Origin of the sequence: Anaeromyxobacter sp. Fw109-5 (assembly GCF_000017505.1) — a bacterium.
GTDB lineage: Bacteria > Myxococcota > Myxococcia > Myxococcales > Anaeromyxobacteraceae > Anaeromyxobacter.
On the sequence record NC_009675.1, the window covers coordinates 125,895 to 144,257 of the forward strand.

General features: G+C 74.9%; 14 protein-coding genes. 4 read left to right on the forward strand and 10 right to left on the reverse strand.

Features of this window, described 5'->3' with window-relative positions:
• Positions 1 to 69: 69 nt before the first annotated feature.
• On the reverse strand, positions 70 to 2,676 hold the full coding sequence (locus ANAE109_RS00535; protein ID WP_011984429.1) for a carbohydrate binding family 9 domain-containing protein: 2,607 nt from the start codon (positions 2,674 to 2,676) through the stop codon (positions 70 to 72).
• Positions 2,677 to 2,804: 128 nt separating this feature from the next.
• Between ANAE109_RS00535 and ANAE109_RS00540 the strand changes: the two genes are divergently transcribed.
• The 4 genes from ANAE109_RS00540 to ANAE109_RS00555 all read left to right on the forward strand — a co-directional run bounded on the left by ANAE109_RS00540 (position 2,805) and on the right by ANAE109_RS00555 (position 8,418).
• Positions 2,805 to 4,298: a pitrilysin family protein gene (locus ANAE109_RS00540; protein ID WP_083776770.1), complete on the forward strand. Its 1,494-nt coding sequence runs from the start codon at positions 2,805 to 2,807 to the stop codon at positions 4,296 to 4,298.
• On the forward strand, positions 4,295 to 5,809 hold the full coding sequence (locus ANAE109_RS00545; protein ID WP_041448018.1) for a pitrilysin family protein: 1,515 nt from the start codon (positions 4,295 to 4,297) through the stop codon (positions 5,807 to 5,809). Before ANAE109_RS00540 ends, ANAE109_RS00545 begins: the two co-directional genes overlap by 4 nt.
• Before the next feature lie 148 nt (positions 5,810 to 5,957).
• Positions 5,958 to 7,274, forward strand: a complete 1,317-nt coding sequence (locus ANAE109_RS23160) for a sensor histidine kinase KdpD (RefSeq protein WP_158305860.1) — start codon at positions 5,958 to 5,960, stop codon at positions 7,272 to 7,274.
• Between the two features lie 211 nt (positions 7,275 to 7,485).
• A complete protein-coding gene (locus tag ANAE109_RS00555; protein WP_011984431.1) occupies positions 7,486 to 8,418 on the forward strand; it encodes a PD-(D/E)XK nuclease family protein in 933 nt (310 codons plus the stop codon).
• Positions 8,419 to 8,500: 82 nt separating this feature from the next.
• Here ANAE109_RS00555 and ANAE109_RS00560 read toward each other — a convergent pair whose 3' ends face one another.
• The 9 genes from ANAE109_RS00560 to ANAE109_RS00600 form a co-directional block, all read right to left on the reverse strand.
• Complete coding sequence (locus ANAE109_RS00560) at positions 8,501 to 8,809, reverse strand: Dabb family protein (RefSeq protein WP_011984432.1); 309 nt, start codon at positions 8,807 to 8,809, stop codon at positions 8,501 to 8,503.
• 5 nt (positions 8,810 to 8,814) lie between these two features.
• Positions 8,815 to 9,423, reverse strand: a complete 609-nt coding sequence (locus tag ANAE109_RS00565) for a GNAT family N-acetyltransferase (protein ID WP_011984433.1) — start codon at positions 9,421 to 9,423, stop codon at positions 8,815 to 8,817.
• Positions 9,420 to 10,793, reverse strand: a complete 1,374-nt coding sequence (locus ANAE109_RS00570) for a sigma-54 dependent transcriptional regulator (RefSeq protein WP_011984434.1) — start codon at positions 10,791 to 10,793, stop codon at positions 9,420 to 9,422. Before ANAE109_RS00570 ends, ANAE109_RS00565 begins: the two co-directional genes overlap by 4 nt.
• Before the next feature lie 38 nt (positions 10,794 to 10,831).
• A complete protein-coding gene (locus tag ANAE109_RS00575) occupies positions 10,832 to 12,325 on the reverse strand; it encodes an ATP-binding protein (protein WP_011984435.1) in 1,494 nt (497 codons plus the stop codon).
• Positions 12,322 to 13,230: a hypothetical protein gene (locus ANAE109_RS00580; protein ID WP_011984436.1), complete on the reverse strand. Its 909-nt coding sequence runs from the start codon at positions 13,228 to 13,230 to the stop codon at positions 12,322 to 12,324. Before ANAE109_RS00580 ends, ANAE109_RS00575 begins: the two co-directional genes overlap by 4 nt.
• 117 nt (positions 13,231 to 13,347) lie before the next feature.
• Positions 13,348 to 15,060 (reverse strand): multiheme c-type cytochrome, encoded by a 1,713-nt coding sequence (locus tag ANAE109_RS00585; protein ID WP_041448020.1) that lies wholly within the window; start codon positions 15,058 to 15,060, stop codon positions 13,348 to 13,350.
• 212 nt (positions 15,061 to 15,272) lie between these two features.
• Entirely contained in the window at positions 15,273 to 15,578 is a 306-nt protein-coding gene (locus ANAE109_RS00590; protein WP_041448021.1) for a hypothetical protein, read from the reverse strand.
• 235 nt (positions 15,579 to 15,813) lie between these two features.
• Complete coding sequence (locus ANAE109_RS00595; protein ID WP_011984439.1) at positions 15,814 to 17,556, reverse strand: M14 family zinc carboxypeptidase; 1,743 nt, start codon at positions 17,554 to 17,556, stop codon at positions 15,814 to 15,816.
• 9 nt (positions 17,557 to 17,565) lie between these two features.
• Positions 17,566 to 18,345, reverse strand: a complete 780-nt coding sequence (locus tag ANAE109_RS00600) for a hypothetical protein (RefSeq protein ID WP_011984440.1) — start codon at positions 18,343 to 18,345, stop codon at positions 17,566 to 17,568.
• Positions 18,346 to 18,363 lie beyond the last annotated feature (18 nt).

An 18,363-nucleotide genomic window follows, 5' to 3' on the forward strand; every position in this document is an offset into this window, starting at 1 on the left:
GCATAGCGCTGCAGCAGGCGGGCGCAACCCACCGGGGCGTACGGCGGCTCCCTCGGCGTACGGCCGGGCTCAGCGAGCCCAGTAGTAGGTCCACTTCACGAGGAAGGTGTCCGTGGCCGGCCCGGCGCCGAGCGCGACGGGACGCAGCGTGCTGGCCAGCGGGGCCGAGCCGTCCCACTCGAGCTCGCGCTGCGCCCTCGTGTAGACGAGGTACAGCGTCGAGCCCAGCCGGTATTCCCAGCGCAGCACCGCGTTCAGGTTGAGCGCGCCCTCGCGGAAGTCGTTCTCGCTCGGGCCGGGCGCCTCCGCGGGGGAGAGGGAGGCCAGCGTGACCTTGCGATCCACGCCGCTCGCCTGGCGGAACGCGCGGTACTCGCCGAAGGAGGTGAAGAGCTGGACGTACCCCTGCAGCGTGAGGCGCGGCGTGAGGACCACCTGCTGCCGCAGCGTGACGGAGAGCGAGGGGGCCTCGAGCCCCGCGAAGCGGTACACGCCCGGCGCCGGCTCGTCCACGTAGCGCGCGCCCCACCGCGAGACCTCGTAGCGCACGTCGAACCGGCTCTCGACCCGCGCGTGGGGCCGGACCACGACGACCCCGCTCGTGCCCCAGTAGCGCTGGCCCTGCACCGGCCCGAGCGCCTCCGAGCGGCCCATCCCGGCGCCTCCCTCGAGGAAGACGGCCTTGGAGGGGTCGAGGGAGAGCCAGCACTCCCCGAAGGTCGAGCGCGGCCGCTCGAGCGCGACGCCGGACTCCTCGATCTCGCGGACGTCCCAGGCCCGCAGCTCCACGACGCCCGTGCAGCCCACCCACTGGTAGCTGCGGAGCTGCGCCTCCGCGGAGAGCCAGAGCTGCTTCATGCGGGCGAGGCCGCGGCCGTCGGTGGTGCGCTGCCCCTGGACGCCGGAGACGACCGAGTAGGTGTGGAAGGGGCCGCCGCCGCTCGGGCGGACGTAGCGCACCAGCGCGCGGCCGAGCTGCTCGTTCTGCGTCCGCTGGTAGCCGAGCGCGTTGAGGTCGAGCGTGGGGGACTCGTACTCCCAGTGCAGCTCGAAGCGCCAGGGCTCACCGCCGGCCCGGCCGACCGCCGCGTGCGCCCCGTAGCCGAGCTCGCCCTCGTCGAGGACGGTCCCGTCGGCGAGCGTGCGCCTGGGCGAGGACACGGGCGCGCCGGGGGCCGCGCGCGCCGGGGCGCCGCCGAGCGACTGCGAGCCGGTGACCTGCCCGAGCAGGAACCACTCCCCATCGCGCGAGCGCAGGCTCCAGTCGAGCGCGGCGGCGCTCCCGGAGAGCGCGTCGCAGCGGGCCGGGCGGCGCTCGCGCGGGTCCTCCGCCTCGTCGTCCTTCTCGGCGTCCGAGATCGAGCAGCCCGGGCCGAGGGGCAGCGTGGAGGTCACGGTCGCGCCGAGCGTGCGCCCCGGGGCCGGCTGCCAGCGCGCGACGCCGGCGAGGAAGTTCCGCGGGGCCGGGGCGAGCTCGGGGAGCGACGAGCGCGGCCCGAAGTGGAAGGGCTGCGCCGCGTCCAGGCGGAAGGAGCGATCGGGGCTCGCCTCGGGCAGCCCGGAGCCGGCGCCGGTGACGAGCGCGTCGAGGATCCCCACCTGCAGCGTGCCGGTCGGCTTGCCGACGAGCTTGACGGCGCCGAGGATGGGCGCGTCGAGCCCGATGCGGCGCGAGTAGAAGAGCTGCTGCGGAGAGCGTCGCCCCGGGAGGGCGACCGGCTGGAACAGATCCATCCCCTGCGTGAAGAAGGGCCGCTTCTCCGGGAAGAAGATCTCGAAGGAGGAGAGGTTCTGGATGATCTCGTCCGCCTCGACCTGCCCGAAGTCGGGGTTGACCGTGCCCTGCAGCGACAGCGCGCGGCCGAGCGAGGCGCGCACGTCCACGCCGACGTCGCCGACCGGGTCGGCGTCGCGCGGGCTCGGAACGTCCGAGACGCGCGGCCGGAACGCGAGCCGCGCCGCGGTGTACGGCGCCACCTCGAGGTCCTGCACCGGGGCGAGCCCCTGGAGCCCGGTCAGGCTGCCCATGCGCGCGAGCTGGCCGCGGGCGCCGCGCGGCAGGTGCACGGAGAGGAGCTCCTCGTGACGCCGGGCCACGACGCGCTTCACCGCGAAGCCCCAGGTCTGCACCGGCGCGTTCGAGAAGCGCAGGGCGGCGAGCGGGATGCGCAGCTCGGCCCCCCAGCCGTCGGCGAGCGCCGCCGTCGCCCCCTCCCACACCGCGTCCCAGTCGCTCGTGGAGGTGTCGTCCTCGAAGAGGAGCGCGTCCGACTGCACCCCGGCGGCGTTGATCTCGAAGGCGTACGCGGCGCGGTGATCGTGCATCGAGTCCACGATCACCGTCACCGCGTCGGAGTACGGCGCGCGGTCGCGCCGGCCGAGCGGCCTGCGCACCTCGCCCGGGCTGCGGTCGCGCGCCGCGATCCCCACGTACAGGGCGCGATCGTCGAACAGCACGCGCACCTCGGTGCGCTCCGAGGGCGCGGCGCCCTCGGAGGGGAAGATCTGGACGAAGCCGTCGTAGGCGGGGGCGAGCGCCCAGCCCGGCTCCTCGAGCCGCCCGTCGAGGACGATCTCGCCCTGGCGCCGGGCGGCGGTGAGGGGATCGCCCGGGGCGGCGGCGAGGGCGGGCGGGGCGAGCGCGGCGGCGAGGAGCGCGAGCGAGCGTCGGATCATGGCGGCGTCGGGGGCGTCCGTGGGCCGGTACGCGGCGGGCGGGAAGATATTTCGGGCGGGCCCGGTACGGAGGGCGCTCGCCGCGGAACGTGACGCGGCAGGGGGCCCGCCTTATAACGCGGGCCGCCATGACGCCGAGAACCCTCGCGACCCTCCTCGCCGTCGCGCTCGTCCCCGCCCTCCCCCGCGCGCAGGCTCCCGCGGCGGCGCCGGCGGCGGCCGACGCTCCCGAGCTCCCCTACCAGCTGTTCCGTCTGGAGAACGGCCTCACCGTGATCCTGCACGAGGACCACACGACCCCCATCGTCGGCGTTCACGTACAGTACGACGTGGGCTCCAAGAACGAGAAGGAGGGGCGCACCGGCTTCGCGCACCTGTTCGAGCACCTGATGTTCCAGGGGACGGAGCACCTGCCGAAGGGCGAGGCGGACAGGCTCGTGGACGCGGCGGGCGGGAGCGCCAACGGCTCCACCTCCCAGGACACCACCCAGTACTGGGAGCAGGTGCCGACGAGCGCCCTCGAGCAGATGCTCTTCGTCGAGGCCGACCGGATGGGGTTCCTCCTGCCGACGCTCACGCAGGACAAGCTCGACAACCAGCGCGACGTGGTGCGCAACGAGCGGCGCGAGAACTACGAGATGCAGCCGTACGGGCTGTCCTACGAGAAGATCCTGCACGCCCTGTGGAACCCGGAGTTCCCCTACCACTGGATGCCGATCGGCTCGCACGAGGATCTCGAGGCGGCGACGCTGGAGGACGTGAAGGAGTTCTTCCAGCGCTGGTACGGGCCGGAGAACGCGGTGCTGGCCATCGCGGGAGACATCGATCCCGCGCGCACGCGCGCGCTCGTGGAGAAGTGGTTCGGGGGCATCCCCGGCAGGGCGAAGCCCGCGGCGGCCGCGCCCGCTCCCGCGCCGCTCGCGTCGGAGAAGCGCGTGACCATGGAGGACCGGGTGCAGCTCCCGCGCCTCTACATGGCCTGGCAGAGCCCCAAGCTCTTCGCGGAGGGCGACGCCGCGCTGGGCGTCGCGGGCCAGGTGCTCTCCGACGGGAAGAGCGCGCGGCTCGTGAAGCGGCTCGTGATGGACGAGCGCATCGCCCAGAGCGTCTCCGCGGGCCAGTCCTCGCAGGCGCTCGCGGGCATGTTCCTCGTGGTCGCGACGCCCAAGCCGGGCGTCTCGCTGGCGCGGCTCGAGAAGGAGATCGACGAGGAGATCGCGCGCCTCGCCGCCGAGCCGCCGACGGCCGAGGAGGTGCAGCGGGCCAAGAACGGCATCGAGGCCGGCGCGATCTTCTCGCTGGAGCCGGTGGGTGGCTTCGGCGGCCGGGCCGCCACCCTGGCCGACTACTACCTGCGCGCGGGCGATCCCGGCTACCTCGCCACGGACCTCGCCCGCTTCAGGAGGCTCACCCCCGAGGAGGTCTCCGCCGCGACCCGCCGCTACCTCCGCAAGGACGCGCGCGTCGTCCTCACCGTGACCCCCTCCGCGGGCGCGCCCCCGGTCCCCGCGCCGCAGCGGCCGCCGTCGCCCGCCGCGCCGCGCCCCGGCGCCCCCGCACCGCCGACCGCGCCGCCCGCCGCCGCCGCGCCGCCCTCCAACGCCAACGGAGCCGTCCGATGATCCGCCGCCACGCCCTCGCCGTCCTCGTCGCCGCGGCGCTCGCCTGCGCGGGTCCGCGCGCGAAGGCACCGCAGGCCCCGCCCGCCGCGCCGGCCGCCGCGGCGGTCGTGCCGGCGGGACCGGATCGCGCGAAGCTCCCGGAGCGCGGCCCGGCCCCGGAGCTGGAGCTGCCGGCCCAGCGGCACTTCGCGCTCGCGAACGGCCTCAAGGTGCGCCTCGTCGAGTACCGCCGCCTCCCGGTGGTGGCGGTGAACCTCGTGGTGGAGGCGGGCGCGGGGCGGGATCCGGCCAAGCTGCCCGGCCTCGCGAGCTTCACCGCGGCGATGCTCACCGAGGGGACGAAGACCCGCTCCGCGATCCAGCTCTCCGACGAGACCAACTTCCTCGGCGCCTCGCTGCGCGCCTCGGCGGGCCCGGACGCCGCCGCGGTGACGGGCGGGACGCTCGCGAAGCACCTCCCGAAGTTCCTCGAGCTCTTCGCGGACGTGACGATGAACCCGGCCTTCCCGAAGGCCGACTTCGCCCGCGTGCAGGACCAGCGGCTCGTCATGCTCCTGCAGCAGCGCGATCAGCCTCAGCCCATCGCCTCCAAGGCCTTCGTGCCCGTCTTCTGGGGGAAGATGCCCTACGGCCACTACCTCCTCGGCGACGAGGCGGCGGTGAAGGCGACCCGCCCGCGAGACCTCGCGGCGTTCCACGCCCGGCACTACCGGCCCGAGAACGCGGAGCTGATCGTGGTGGGCGACGTCGCCGAGGCCGAGCTGCGCCCGCTGCTGGAGGCGACGCTCGGCAAGTGGAGGCGCGGCTCGGCGCCGGGGCCGCTCGCGCCCAGGCCGCCCGCCGCGCCGCACCGGGCGCTCCTCATCGAGAAGCCCGCGGCGCCGCAGTCGTACGTGCTCGTCGGCATGCCCGGCGTCGAGCGCTCCTCGCCCGACTACGTCGCCGCCTCCGTCGCCTTCCAGGTGCTCGGCGGCGGCTCCTCGTCGCGCCTCTTCCGCAACCTGCGCGAGGAGAAGGGCTACACGTACGGGGTGTACGCGATGGGCGAGGCGCGCAAGCTCGCCGGCGCGAGCCTGGTCGCGGGCAGCGTGAAGGCGGACGTCACCGGCGCCGCGCTGAAGGAGATCGTGCGCGAGCTCGCGCGGCTGCGCGAGGAGCCCGTCCCCGCGCAGGAGCTGTCGGACGCCAAGGACGCGCTCGTGCTCGGCCTGCCCGCCGACTTCGCGACCGCGGGCGGCATCGCCGGCCGGGTCGCGGAGCTCGCGCTGCACGGCCTGCCCGACGACTACTGGAACGGCTACGCCGACGCGGTGCGGGAGGTGGACGCGGAGGCGGTCCAGCGCGCCGCGCGGCGCTACCTCGATCCCGCCAAGATGACGGTGGTGATGGTCGCGGATCCGGCCGTCGTGCGGCCGCAGCTCGCGGACGTCCCCTTGGGGCCGATCGAGGAGCGACCCGCGCCGGCCCGCGCCCCGGCGCCATCCCCCGGGCGCGCGGTGGGCCAGCGCTAGCCTGGCCGGGTGCGACATCGGGACACGATGACCTCGCGGTGATCTCCGTGTTGGATCGGAGGCTCACCCGAGGTCGCTCATGCCGGCTCCTGCCGGGAAGACGGGCCGTTGGTTCGGACTGCCAAAGCGCGTCGCGCTCGGGTTCGCCGTGGCGATCGGTAGCCTGATCGCCTCCGGGATCCTCACCGGCGTCACGCTGGGGAAGCGGACCGACGCCAGCGTCGCGGCGGAGCTGGCGGCCGACACCCAGCTCGCGCTCGAGGAGCTCGAGTCGGCCATGCTCGTCGCGGACACGGCGCTCGACGCGTACCTCGCCGGGGGGGAGGCCCGCCACCGGGCGCGCTTGCAGCGGGCGCGCGACAAGATCCCCGGCGAGCTGGATCACCTCACCCGGGCCATCGCGGCGGAGCGCATCGACGAGGACGGCGAGCTCCTGGGGCGGCTGCGCCCGGCGGTGAAGCGGATGGTCGACGCGCTGGATCGCGCGGCCGCCCTCGCCGACGCCGGCGGCCGCGAGGAAGCGCGCCTCCACCGCCTCGCCGAGGGGGTACCTCCGTTCGACCGGGCGCACGCGGCGCTCGAGGCGGTCGAGGAGCGCGAGAAGAGCGAGGTCGCTCGTGCCGCAGCCTGGGCGCACCGTGCGCGCATCATCTCGAACGGGGTGTTCCTCGGGCTCGACACGATCCTGCTGCTGTTCGTGCTCGGGGCCGCGCGCGTCGTGCGGCAGGAGATCCGCGCCCGCGAGGAGCACGAGGCGGAGCTCGCCCGGACGCAGGCGGTGCAGCAGCGCCTCGTCGCCGTGGTCAGCCACGACCTGCGGAACCCGCTCTCCGGCATCCTGACCGCCTCGTGGGCGCTCGCCCGCGTGAGCCTCCCCGACGACGCGCTGCGGGCCGTGCGCAGGATCACCGCGGCGGGCCGGCGCATGGAGCGGCTGATCCGCGACCTCCTCGACTGGAGCCGCGCGAAGGCCGGGGCGGAGATCCCGGTGACCTTGCTCGAGGCCGACCTGTGGGACGTCTGCACCCGCGTCGCCGAAGATCTCTGCGATCCCCGCTGCCAGCGGCTGGAGCTCGCCCGCCACGGCGACACCCGCGCGGAGTTCGACCCGGAGCGGATGGAGCAGGTGGTCGCGAACCTCGTCTCGAACGCCCTCAAGTACGGGGACCCCGACCGGCCCGTGTACGTGGAGGCGGCGGGCGAGGAGGGAGCGGTCCGGATCGAGGTGCGCAACGAGGGACCGCCGCTCGATTCGGCGACCATCGCGGCCATCTTCGAGCCCTTCCACCGCGCGCCGCGCGACCACCCCGACTCGAGGACGAGCGTGGGGCTCGGGCTGTTCGTCGTGCGCACGCTCACCGAGGCCCAGGGCGCCGAGGTGAACGTCCACTCCTCGGTCGGGCAGGGGACCACGTTCGTCGTGAGGGTGCGACGAGCCGTCCGCGCCGAGGCGCGGGCGGGGTGACGCGGGGGTCGGCGCCGCAGCTGGCGCCGGCCCCCGACCCCACCTCGAGCGCGACCTTCAGCGAGCCCGCGAACGCCACGTCGGCCTCGCCGCGTCCCGCTCAGCGTCCGTCCAGGCAGCCGCCCGCCCAGTCGCCCGGAGGGCCCCCGCCTGTCGGACCGTCGCGCTAGACTGCGCGAGCTACGGGCTCCCTGCCCGCCCGCTCCCACCCATGGCCGATCTCCAGAACGAGTTCTCCTGGTCGAAGTCCCGCCACGAGAAGTTCGCGGAATGCCGGCGCGCGTACTTCTACGCGTATTACGGCAGCTGGGGGGGGTGGGAGGCCGCGCCCGGTACGCCGGTGCGGGAGCTGTACGTCCTGAAGAAGCTCTCCTCGCGCTGGCAATGGGCGGGCTCGGTCGTGCACGACGCGCTGAAGCAGATGCTCTCTCGCGCGCGGGTGACGGGCGACTTCCTCCCCCTGGAGCGCGTGCTCGAGCGGACCCGGACGCGGGCGCGGGCGCAGTTCGCGGTCTCGCGCGAGAAGAGCTACTGGCGGGAGGCGTCGCGCATCGTCGGGCTGGTGGAGCACGAGTACGGCGACGCCGTGGCGGACGAGGACTGGCGGCGGCTCTACGAGGGCGTCGTCGACGGCTCGCTGCGCGCGTTCTACGCGAGCCCCACCTTCGAGGAGATCCGCCGCACGCCCCGCGAGCGCTGGCTCTCGGTGGACGAGCTCGACTCCTGGGAGTTCGAGGGGACGAAGATCTGGGTGGCGATCGACTTCGCCTTCCGCGACTCCGACGGCCAGGTCCGCATCCTGGACTGGAAGACCGGCAAGGAGCGCGGCGTCGATCACACGCAGGTCGGCATCTACGCGCTCTACGCCCAGCGCAAGTGGAGCGCCCCGCCCGACCAGGTGCTGGGCGGGCTCGTCTACCTCGTCGCGAACGGCGCCGGCGCGGGAGGGGAGACGGTGTCGGTGGCCGCCGATCCCGCCGCGCTCGAGCGGTGCCAGAGCGAGATGCGCCACTCCATCGGCGAGATGAAGGCCACGCTCCAGGACCCCGCGCGCAACCACGCCCTCATCGACCAGTTCCCGCAGCGAGCCCAGCGCGAGAGCTGCCGCCGCTGCCCGTTCCGCCGCCCGTGCGGGCGGATGTAGCGCGCGTACCCGTCCCGCCCGCTCGTCACGCGGGGAGTGCCCGTCGCCGGCGTGTCACCTCCGCCTCCGGGCGGGAACGGCGCTAGGAGCCCGTCTCGTAGTCCACGACCGCGCGCCTCTCGCGCACGCGCCCGATGAGGTCGGCGACGGCGCGGTGCTCGGGGTGCGCCTGGTAGGCGTCGAGGGCCGCGCGATCGGCGAACGTCGAGGAGAGCGCGACGTCGTAGGACGCCTCGCCGCGCGAGAAGTCGATCCCGACCTCGAGCTCGAGCAGGCCCGGGATGCGGCCCGCGAGCCCCTCCAGCGCCGCCTTCACCCTGCGCGCGTTCTCCTCGCGCGACGCGCCGTCGGCCTGCTCCTTCAGCGTCCAGAACACGAGGTGCTTCACCATGCCGTTCACCTCCCACGCGGACGGACCCGCGCCCGTCCGGACGATCGTGCCGCTCGCCTCGCCGAGCGCTCTCCGGGGGCGCCGGCGGTCGAGTCGAGCCGCTTCTCCATGCGAACCGCGGCGAGCGAGGTCTCGCCCGGGAGCGGGACGCGCGCGGCGCCGCGCCGCCCGAAGCCGAGCCGCGCGTAGAACGGGACGGCCCCGAGCGCCGCCACGACCCGGAGCCTCGCCACCCCGGCGCGGCGCGCGGCGCGCTCGACGTGCCGGACGAGCGCCGTCCCCACGCCGGCGCCGGCGGCGCGCGGGAGCACGAACACCGCGGTGAGCTCCGCGTCGCGGCGCGCCGCGTACCCGACGATCGCCCCGTCCCGCTCCGCGACGACGTAGCGCTCGCCCCCGGCCGTCATGGCCCAGCGGTGGTACAGGGCCGGGAGCGACGACCAGGCGCGGACCTCCGAGTGGCCGTAGGCGGCGGCGCCCTGCCCGCGGATGGCGGCGCGCATCACGCGCGCGAGGGCGGGGGCGTCGGCGACGTCCCCCGCGCGGAGCCTGGGCGCGCGAGGGGCGCGGCGCGGCGGTGGCGCGCCGCCCGACGCGGCGGTGCGTCCGCTCACGCCTTGGCGTCCTTCTCCACGAGGCCGTAGCGCTGGAGCTTCTCGTACAGGGTGGAGCGATGGAGCCCGGCCGCCTCGGCGGCCTTCGCGACGTTGCCGCCCGCCTCGCGCAGCAGGTCCTCGAGGAACTTCCGCTCCCAGGCGTCGCGGGCGCGCCGGTAGCGCCCCTCCGCCCCGCCCGCGGCGGCTTCGGCGGCGGGCTGGGCGAGCTCGGGCGGGAGATCCGCGAGGGTGATGGTCTCCCCGCGCGCGAGGAGGAGCCCGCGCTCGATGGCGTGCTCCAGCTCGCGGATGTTGCCCGGCCAGGGGTGGTCGAGGAGCGCCCGCATCGCCTCGGCGTCCGGCTCGAGCGGCGGCCGCCCCAGCCGCAGCGCGTGCTTCTCCACGAAGTGGTGGACGAGGAGCGGGATGTCCTCCTTCCGCTCGCGCAGGGGCGGGAGCCGCAGCGGGACGACGCGCAGCCGGAACCACAGGTCCTCGCGGAACTTCCCCTCCTTCACCGCGCGGGCGAGGTCCTCGTTCGTGGCCGCCACCACGCGCACGTTCCCCTTGCGCGCCTTGCGGCTGCCGACCGGGATGTACTCGCCGTCCTGCAGGACGCGCAGGAGCTTGGGCTGGAGCGCGGGCGGGAGGAGCCCGATCTCGTCGAGGAACAGCGTGCCCCCCTCCGCCTCGGCGAAGAAGCCGGCCCGCGCCTGCTCGGCGCCGGTGAAGGCCCCCTTCTCGTGGCCGAAGAGCTCGGCCTCGGCGAGGTTCTCGGGGATGGCGCTCATGTTGAGCGCCACGTAGGGTCCGCTCGCGCGCCGGCTCATGGCGTGCGCCGCGCGCGCGAGAAGGTCCTTGCCGGTGCCGGACTCGCCCTCCACCAGGATGGGCACGTCGGAGGGGGCGATCCGCCCGAGCATCTCCACGAGGGCCTTCATCGGCTGCGACTTGCCGATGATGCCGTGCACGCCGAACTCGCCGGCGAGCGCGCTCCGCAGGCGCGCGTTGTCGCGCTTGATGCGCGCGTGCTCCACCGCGCGCGCGACCACGAGCTCGAGCTCCTCCGGCTCGAAGGGCTTCTTGAGGTAGTCGAAGGCGCCGGCCTTCATCGCCTCGACCGCGGTCTCCACGGTGGCGAAGGCCGTGACGAGGATGACCGGGATCTCCGGCACCCGCTCCTTGAAGCGGCGCATCCCCTCGATGCCGTCGATGCCGGGCATGCGCAGGTCGGTGACGATGGCGTCGAACTCCGCCCGCTCGACGGCGGGCAGCGCCTCCGCCACCGAGGCGAAGTCGAACACCGCGTACGACCGCCCCAGCGTGCGCTTCATCATCTGCCGCGCGGAGTCGAGGTCGTCGATGACCATCAGGTTGGGCTTCGTCACGGGAGTCCTCTAACGAGATCGCGCGCCGGGTGATGGGCTCACGGCGCGGCGCCTGCGCCCGCCGCGGCCGGCTCGGCCGGCGCGACGGGCAGGCGGATGCGGAAGGTGGCGCCGTGGCCGGGGGCGCTCTCGACCTCCACCGTGCCGCCGTGGGCCTCCGCCGCCTGGCGCACGATGGCCAGCCCGAGGCCGGTGCCGTTCGCCTTGGTGGTGAAGAACGGGTCGAAGACGTGGGCGGCGATGTCCCTCGGCAGGCCCGGGCCGCTGTCCGACACCTCCACCACGAGCCCGTCTCCCTCGCGGCGCGCGCGCGCGACGAGCGTCCCGCCCCCGCGCTCCTGCATCGCCTGCACGGCGTTGACGCAGAGGTTCAGGAAGGCCTGGCGGAGCAGCTCGCCGTCGGCCACCACCTCCGGCAGCGCGGGCGCGATCTCGACCACGCGCTCGACGTTCGCGTGCGCCGCGGCCGGCCCGACCACCTCCACCGCCTCGCGCAGGATCGGCTCGACGGGCTGCGCGATGGGGTGCACCGTGCGCGCGCGCGCGAAGACCAGGAACCGCTCGATCAGCCCGGCCGCGCGGGTGACCTCGCGCCGGATCGCCTCCACGTCGGACTTCACCTCGGCGTCGGCGGGCAGCTCGCGCGCCGCCACCGAGGCGTAGCCGCGGATGACGTTCAGGGAGTTGCCGATCTCGTGGGCGAAGCCGGCGGCGATGCCGCCCAGCGTGGCGAGGCGGTCCGCGCGCAGCACCTCGCGGGTCTTCTGCGCGACGCGCGCCTCCAGCTCGGCGATGAGCCGCTGGTTCTCGCTGCGCCGGTCGTCGAGCCGCCGCGACATGTCGTTGAAGGCGCGCACCAGATCGGCGAGCTCGCGCTCCTCGGGCTCCTCGAGGCGGACGCCGCGCTCCTCCGCGAGCGACTCGGCGGCCTCGGAGAGCCGCACGAGCGGGCTCGTCACGCGGCGCAGGAAGATGGCGGCGAGGAGCTGCCCGACGAAGATCCAGAAGGCGGCGACGATGCTCGCCCCCCACGCCAGGTTGCGGGCGTTCCCCACCACCTCCTCGTGCGTGAAGTCCACCCGGACGGCCCCCACCACGGCGCCGCTGCGCAGGATGGGAGCGGAGGCCACGATGCCCTCCGGCTGGAGCAGCCGCCCGAGCGCCTGGAGCGGGGACTCGGCGAGCTGGAACTCCGAGGGCGGGGCGCCCTCGGGGCAGGCCTCCTCGGTGCGCGTGACGCAGGCGAGGACCTTGCCGGTCCGGTCGACGATCCAGGCGCGGTCGAGCGGCGCGCTCGCGACCACGCGCTCGAGCACCGCCGGCAGCGCGGAGGCGCCGCCCGGGTCCACGCCGTCGGCGCGGACCCAGTGGGCGGCGGCGGTGGCGGCGGTGGAGGCGATGGCGACGCCCTCGCGCGCCAGGAGCTCCTGCCCGCGCACCACCTCGCGCCAGAGCGCCACGGCGGTGACGCCGCTCATCGCGAAGATGATCACCCCCGCGATGAGCACGAAGAGCTTGAGCCGGAGGGTCACGGCGACGACTCCCCGCGCGGCGGCGGCCGCGGCGCCCCGCCGAACTCGTGGCAGGCGGTGCACGACTTGCCGTGCGCGTGGCTCTGGGCATGCGCGTGGCAGCGGAGGCACCGCGCCGGCTCCGGGGTCCAGGTGTGGGCCGGGTGGCAGTCCAGGCAGCGGAAGTGGCCGGGGTTCGCGTGCAGCCCGGCGCGGCGGGTCGCCGGCGCGTCGTGGCAGTGCGTGCAGGAGACGAGCGTCTCGCCCGGCGGCGCGTGCGGCCGGTGACAGGTCGCGCAGGCCATCGCCATGGGCGCGCCGTGCTCCCCCACCGGCGCGTGGATGCCCTGGGCCGTGTGGCAGCGCAGGCAGTCGCGCCGGGTCGGCCGCAGCCCCGGCTCGTCGCCGAGGAACTCGTGGCAGGCGAAGCAGTGCATCCCCTCCATGCCGTGGACCCGCACCGCGTGGCCCGGGTGGCAGTCGGCGCACTTCGCCGCGATGGGCTCGAAGCCGTGCATGCTCGCGGCGTGGCAGCGGACGCAGGCGATCTTGTGCTCCTCGTAGTGGATGCGGTGCCCGCGCGAGCCGCCGACCTGCGGCCAGCGCGGATCGTGCGAGAAGTGGCACTCCGCGCACGAGCCGATCTCCACCCCGCCGTGCCCCGCCGGCGCCTTGCCGAGCAGGAACGCGCCCAGCATGGCGACGCCCTGCTCCGGGCGCGCGTGGTGGCAGCGCTGGCAGGCGACGCTCTTGTGCGTGCCCTGCATCCACAGGGCGAACTCCGGGCTCGCCTGGTGGCAGGTCGCGCACAGCCGCGGATCCTCGTCGACGTAGCGCTTGAAGCGCAGGCCGCCGGCGACCGCGGCGGCGACCGCCAGGGCGGCGACGGCGAGGAGCAGCGTCTTCGCGGTGCGTCCGAGCCTCATGGGGGAGGCGATTGTATCGCCCCCGCGCGCCCGCCGCGCGCGGGCCCCCGCGCGGAAAAAGAGGGGGGCCGCACGGTCGCCCGCGCGGCCCCCGACGACGCGCCTCTCGGGCGCGAGCTACTTCTGCTCGTCGCTCATCCGGTCGTACTCGAGCGGATGCTCGTGCTTCATCATCTCCACGCTGATCCGGCCGTTCAGCCAGGCCCAGTTCATCGGGAAGATCGAGGGCTTCAGGTGCACGTTGTAGAAGTGCACGACGAAGAGGAACAGGATGGCGAGCGTCGCCTCCTCGCCGTGGATGATGAGCGCGGCGGTGATGAGCCAGCTCGGCGCCCAGGCGGCGAAGAAGGCCGGGAACCAGAAGATGAAGCCGGTGCCGACCATCATCACGATGCCCCAGAACACGGCCCAGTAGTCGAACTTCTCCAGGTACATGTACCGGTCGAACTTGGGCCGCTCCTTCTTCACGCCGAGCATGAAGAGGATGTTGTCGCGCATGTCGAGCGCGTCCTTCGGGCCCGGCAGCATCGACAGGGGCAGCCGCTTCTGGGAGGCGAGGAACGTCAGGTAGAACAGGTGGTAGGCGGCCGAGATGATGATCAGGACGGCGCCGACGCGGTGCCACAGCGCCGCGCCCTCCGCGCCCCCGAAGATCTTCATGAACGCCTCGGAGTAGGGGGCCGCGTCCCTGCCGCCGATGATGGGCGCGTTCCCGAACGTCCCGGCGCCGCGCAGCGGCCAGCCGGTGATGCCGAGCAGGATGACGCCCGACAGCATGAACCAGTGCTGGATGCGCTGGTGGATGTCGAAGCGGATGACGCTCCGCACCGCGTCCGCCGACGGACCGTGGCCCTGCTTCGCCTTGAGGCGCTGGCGCAGCTCGTACACGAAGTCGACGACGACGTGGAAGGCGAAGAAGAGCAGGGTGAGGGTCGTCAGGTACGAGAAGGCGATGTGGATGACGTGCGGGACCGGGTGCCCGCCCGTCTCCTGCGGCGTCTCGTGCGCGATGAGCGAGGCGAAGTTGTCCGTGGCGCCCGCGTGGCAGCGCGCGCACGCGTCCTTGCGGTTCGCCACGTTCACGATCGAGTTCGGGTCGGTCTTCGCCACGATCGCGTGCGTGCCGCCCTTGCCCTGCGGGGCGGCGTGGCAGCTCACGCAGACGGGCGCGAAGGCGTTGCCCACGCGGACCATCCGGCCGTGGATCGAGTCGTGGTAGTTGACCGTGGCCTCCGGCTTGAGACCGGCGACGGCGGCGAACTCCTCGTTGCCGTGGCAGCCCTCGCAGCGCCGCGTCATCTCGCGGCGGTCGGCGGGCACCGGCTGGCGCGCCTCGGCCTTCGGGTCGTAGAAGGCGAGGGACTTCACCGCGTGCACCGAGCCGTGGCAGGAGGCGCAGGTCGGGCCGGACGCCTTCGTGTCCTCGCGCAGCCACTTCGAGTGGATCGAGGCGGCGAACGCGTCGGTCTGCTCGGTGTGGCAGTTCTGGCAGGCCAGGTAGGCGCGCGGCGAGGTGACCGCCACCTTCTGGCCCTCCTCGCCGAAGGTGCCCTTCTCCAGCCGGGCGACGAACTGCTGCTCCGCGTCCGAGAGCGGCGGGAGCGTGCCGCCCATCGCGTGCTCCTCGGTGTAGCCCGCGTGGCAGTCCGTGCAGGCGACGCCGTTCTCCGCGTGGACGGACTTGGCGAAGGTGTCGGCGTGGACGGTGGGCCCGTCGCCGCCGGGGGAGTGGCACTGCAGGCAGGTGTCGCTGCCCTCGGGCAGCTTGGGCCCCTCCGCCCGAGCGGCGGGGGCGAGGAGGAGCGCGAAGGAGAGGAGGATGGCTCGCATAGGCGGGGTTCGCGTGTGCAACCGATATGCCCCTGCGCCCCAAACGGCTCGGAGCGCAAGGGGGCGTTATCGTTCAGGTTTGCGATGAATCAATCGTCGGGAGGTCGCAAAGGTTGCGCGCAAGCCTTCCGTTCGGGAAAGGCTGCGCGTCGGCGCGCACCCGCCGATGAACGCGCGAGCCCGGGGAGGTCCCGGCGGCGGCGCCTCGGCGGCTACTTGCTCGACGCCTCCTGCGCGGCGGGCTTGCGGGAGGCGAGGCTGGTCAGCGCGCCCACGCCCGCGCCGGCGGCGGCGCCCATCACGGCGAACAGCGACCCGACCCCGGCGACGCCGAGCACGATCCCGAACACGATGAGCCCGCGGACGAGGAACGTCGCCTGGAGCGGCGTGCCGAAGATGCCGCCCGCGAGCAGCACGCCGGCGTAGCCGCCGTACAGCATGGCCGGGAGGAGCGCGACGGCGAGGAAGAGGGCGAGGCCGATGCCGGCGCCGATGAGGGAGGGGGTCTTGCTCTGCATCTCGGTTCTCCTGGTTGGCTGCGGTCTGAAAGGTCCCGGCGATCCGCACCGCATCGCGTCCGCCGTGCCCGCTCCCCACTGCACGACCGTTGCCAGGATCGCGGCGCCTCGTGTCGCGGGCTTGCGCGATCGGTCGTCGGGAACTCCCGACACCCCGCCGGAGGGCGACGACATCGCGCCGAGCGCTCCACATCGCCGCGCGGCGCGGGGGGACGGGCCGAAGGGCGCCGTGGGGTCAGGGGCGCGCGTCCACCCGAGTCACCGGGTAGGTGCGGTACGCCTCGTCCCAGGCCGGGTGGCGCCGGTAGAAGAAGTCGGTGCGCGCCTCGCGATCGGCGGCGAAGGCGGGATCGGCGAGCAGGCGTTCCCACTCGGCCCGCACGGCGGCGTCCTTCGCGAGCAGCTCCCGGGCGAACGGCTCGAGCACGTAGTCCTCGACGTACTCCTTGCGCTCGAACGCGGCGTTGAACGTCCCCCAGGCGAGGAGGGCGTCGGGGCCGGTGGGCTCGAGGAGGTGCGCGGCGAGGAGCGCCCGCGCCTGCGCGGCCGGGACGAAGAGCGCGCCCGGCCCGATCGCTCGCCGCTCGCGCGCCCAGGCCCCCTTCACGGCGAGCAGCTGGCGTCCCTCGAACGGCTCGGCGCGGAACCTCGCGTCCGCGGCGCGGAACACCTCGACCTCGCGCGCCGGCCGCGCCTGGCCGAGCCGCTCGAAGATCACGCCGTGCGTGGCGAGGGTCGAGGCCACCTGCTCGGCCCAGCCGGCCGGGACGATCCAGCCGCCCCGGGGCAGCACGGCCCTCACCGCCGGCCGGAGCTCCCCGAGGAACGGCACGCTCCAGAGCTCGGGGCGCGACTCGTCGTAGCGCGACACCTGCGCCCCGGTCACCACGGAGGGCTCCCGGACGTAGGCGTAGCCGCGGAACGCGAGCGTGGTGGCGGCGCCGGTCGGCTCGAAGGACAGGGCGACCTCTCGCCCGGCGAGGGCGGGCGCCTCGCGGTCCGCCCGGTCGGCGGCGGCGCGCCAGCGCGGGCCGTGCTCCGCGGCGAGCTCGAGCAGCGCGCGCAGGAAGGCGACGGCGCCCCTGACCCGCTCGCCGTACGGGCGCCAGGAGTGCGCCTCGAGCAGGACGCCGAGCCGGTTCCGCGCCGCCCAGTACCCGTGCCCGAAGCGCGGCGGCGCCACGCCCGCCGCGAACCCGCTCGCCGGATCGCCGTCCTCGCGGAACGACGGATAGAAGTCGAGCGGGAGGTGGCCCGCGGCCGTGAGCCGGGCGAGGAGGGCCGCCGAGAGCGCCGCGCCCTCGGGACGGAGCGCCTCGGCGTAGCCGAGGCGCGGCTCGACCATCACGGCCAGGTCGTGCTGGAACTGCGCGCCGTCCGTGACGTGCAGATCGGCGTAGACGATGGGGTCCCACTTGCGCAGGAGCCCCAGCATCGCGCGCGTCTCCGGCGCGTCCGCCTTCGCGTAGTCGCGGTTCAGGTTGAGGTTCGCGGCCGTGGCGCGCCAGCCGGCCTCGACGGGCCCGCGCTGGTTCGGGCGCTGCTGCGGCCCGAAGCGCTCGTGCCCGTCGGCGTTGAAGATCGGCACGAACACCGCGGTGACGCGCGAGAGCGGGCCGGCCTTCGCCGCGAGCAGCCCGCGCAGCGCGATGAAGCCCGCGTCCTTTCCGTCGAGCTCGCCGGCGTGGATCGCGCCCTGGAACAGCACCACCGGGCGCCTCCGCGCCCGGGCGGCGTGCGGGGTGAGGACGCCGTCCGCGCTGGCGACGAGCGCGACGAGCTGGCGCCGCTCCGGCGTCACCCCGAAGGAGACGCAGCGCGCGCGCCGCGGGAACGCCTTCGCGAAGGCGCGGCAGAGCCCGACCGCCTCGTCGTGCCGTCCGGTGCGCTCGAAGGCGGTGCGCTCCGCGGTGGTGGAGAGATCAGGTGCGGCGACGGTCAGGAGGGCGGCCGCGAGGGCCGCGGGGGCGATCGGCATGCGCGCGCATCATAGCGGGCGCGGGGCGAGGTAGCCGGTGAGTGCGAGCGCGACCGCCGACAGCGCCTGGAGCGCGCCCGCCGCGCCGGCGGGGATGGGTCCGACGAGCACGATCCAGAGCGCCATCCCACCCGCCACCACCCCGAGGCTCGCGTGCACCCGCCGGCGCCGGGCGGCGCCCGGCGCGTCGGCGGCCCCCGCGGCGACCGGCATCCCCACCACCGCCGCGAACGTCGCCACGAACAGCCCGAAGCCGACGAGGGCGACCTCGCTGCGGGGCACGACGGCCGAGACGAGCACTCCGAAGGCGGCGGCGGCGAGCGCCGGCACGGACGCGAGCGCGAGTCCCACCATGGCCCCGGCGGCGAGCCGCGCGAGGGATGCGGCGCGCGGGCGGCGCAGGGCGACCACCGTCGCGAGCGCGGCGAGCGCCACGGCGGCGCCCACCGCGGCACGCCGCGGGCTCCCGTGGAGCGGTCCCGCCACGCGCGCCGCCTCGGCCTCGGCCACCACGCGCTCCGGCCCGCGGTCCGCCTCCGCCAGCAGCGCCTCGCACTCCGCGACCGGCCGGCGCGCCGCGCACAGCGTGAGCGCCGCCTCGCGGCGTGGAGCGCAGTCGGTCCGCCCGCGCCCGGCGTGGAGGCACTCCGCGTACGCGACGCGGGCGCCGACGTCCCGCGCCGGCGCCGGCTCGGTCGACGCGGCGACGCCGAACGCGAAGGCGACGGCGACGAGGAGCCCGGCCGCGGCGAACGCGATCGGAGATCCCTCGAGCTCGAACGGTCCCATGCGCACAGGGGACCTAAC

What these genes read in the sequence shown, in the direction of transcription:
- ANAE109_RS00580 (WP_011984436.1), bottom strand. Translation starts at nt 13,230, where the DNA reads ATGAGGCTCGGACGCACCGCGAAGACGCTGCTCCTCGCCGTCGCCGCC.
- ANAE109_RS00590 (WP_041448021.1), bottom strand. Translation starts at nt 15,578, where the DNA reads ATGCAGAGCAAGACCCCCTCCCTCATCGGCGCCGGCATCGGCCTCGCC.
- ANAE109_RS00595 (WP_011984439.1), bottom strand. Translation starts at nt 17,556, where the DNA reads ATGCCGATCGCCCCCGCGGCCCTCGCGGCCGCCCTCCTGACCGTCGCC.
- ANAE109_RS00555 (WP_011984431.1), top strand. Translation starts at nt 7,486, where the DNA reads ATGGCCGATCTCCAGAACGAGTTCTCCTGGTCGAAGTCCCGCCACGAG.
- ANAE109_RS00545 (WP_041448018.1), top strand. Translation starts at nt 4,295, where the DNA reads ATGATCCGCCGCCACGCCCTCGCCGTCCTCGTCGCCGCGGCGCTCGCC.
- ANAE109_RS00540 (WP_083776770.1), top strand. Translation starts at nt 2,805, where the DNA reads ATGACGCCGAGAACCCTCGCGACCCTCCTCGCCGTCGCGCTCGTCCCC.
- ANAE109_RS00585 (WP_041448020.1), bottom strand. Translation starts at nt 15,060, where the DNA reads ATGCGAGCCATCCTCCTCTCCTTCGCGCTCCTCCTCGCCCCCGCCGCT.
- ANAE109_RS00560 (WP_011984432.1), bottom strand. Translation starts at nt 8,809, where the DNA reads ATGGTGAAGCACCTCGTGTTCTGGACGCTGAAGGAGCAGGCCGACGGC.
- ANAE109_RS00535 (WP_011984429.1), bottom strand. Translation starts at nt 2,676, where the DNA reads ATGATCCGACGCTCGCTCGCGCTCCTCGCCGCCGCGCTCGCCCCGCCC.
- ANAE109_RS00600 (WP_011984440.1), bottom strand. Translation starts at nt 18,345, where the DNA reads ATGGGACCGTTCGAGCTCGAGGGATCTCCGATCGCGTTCGCCGCGGCC.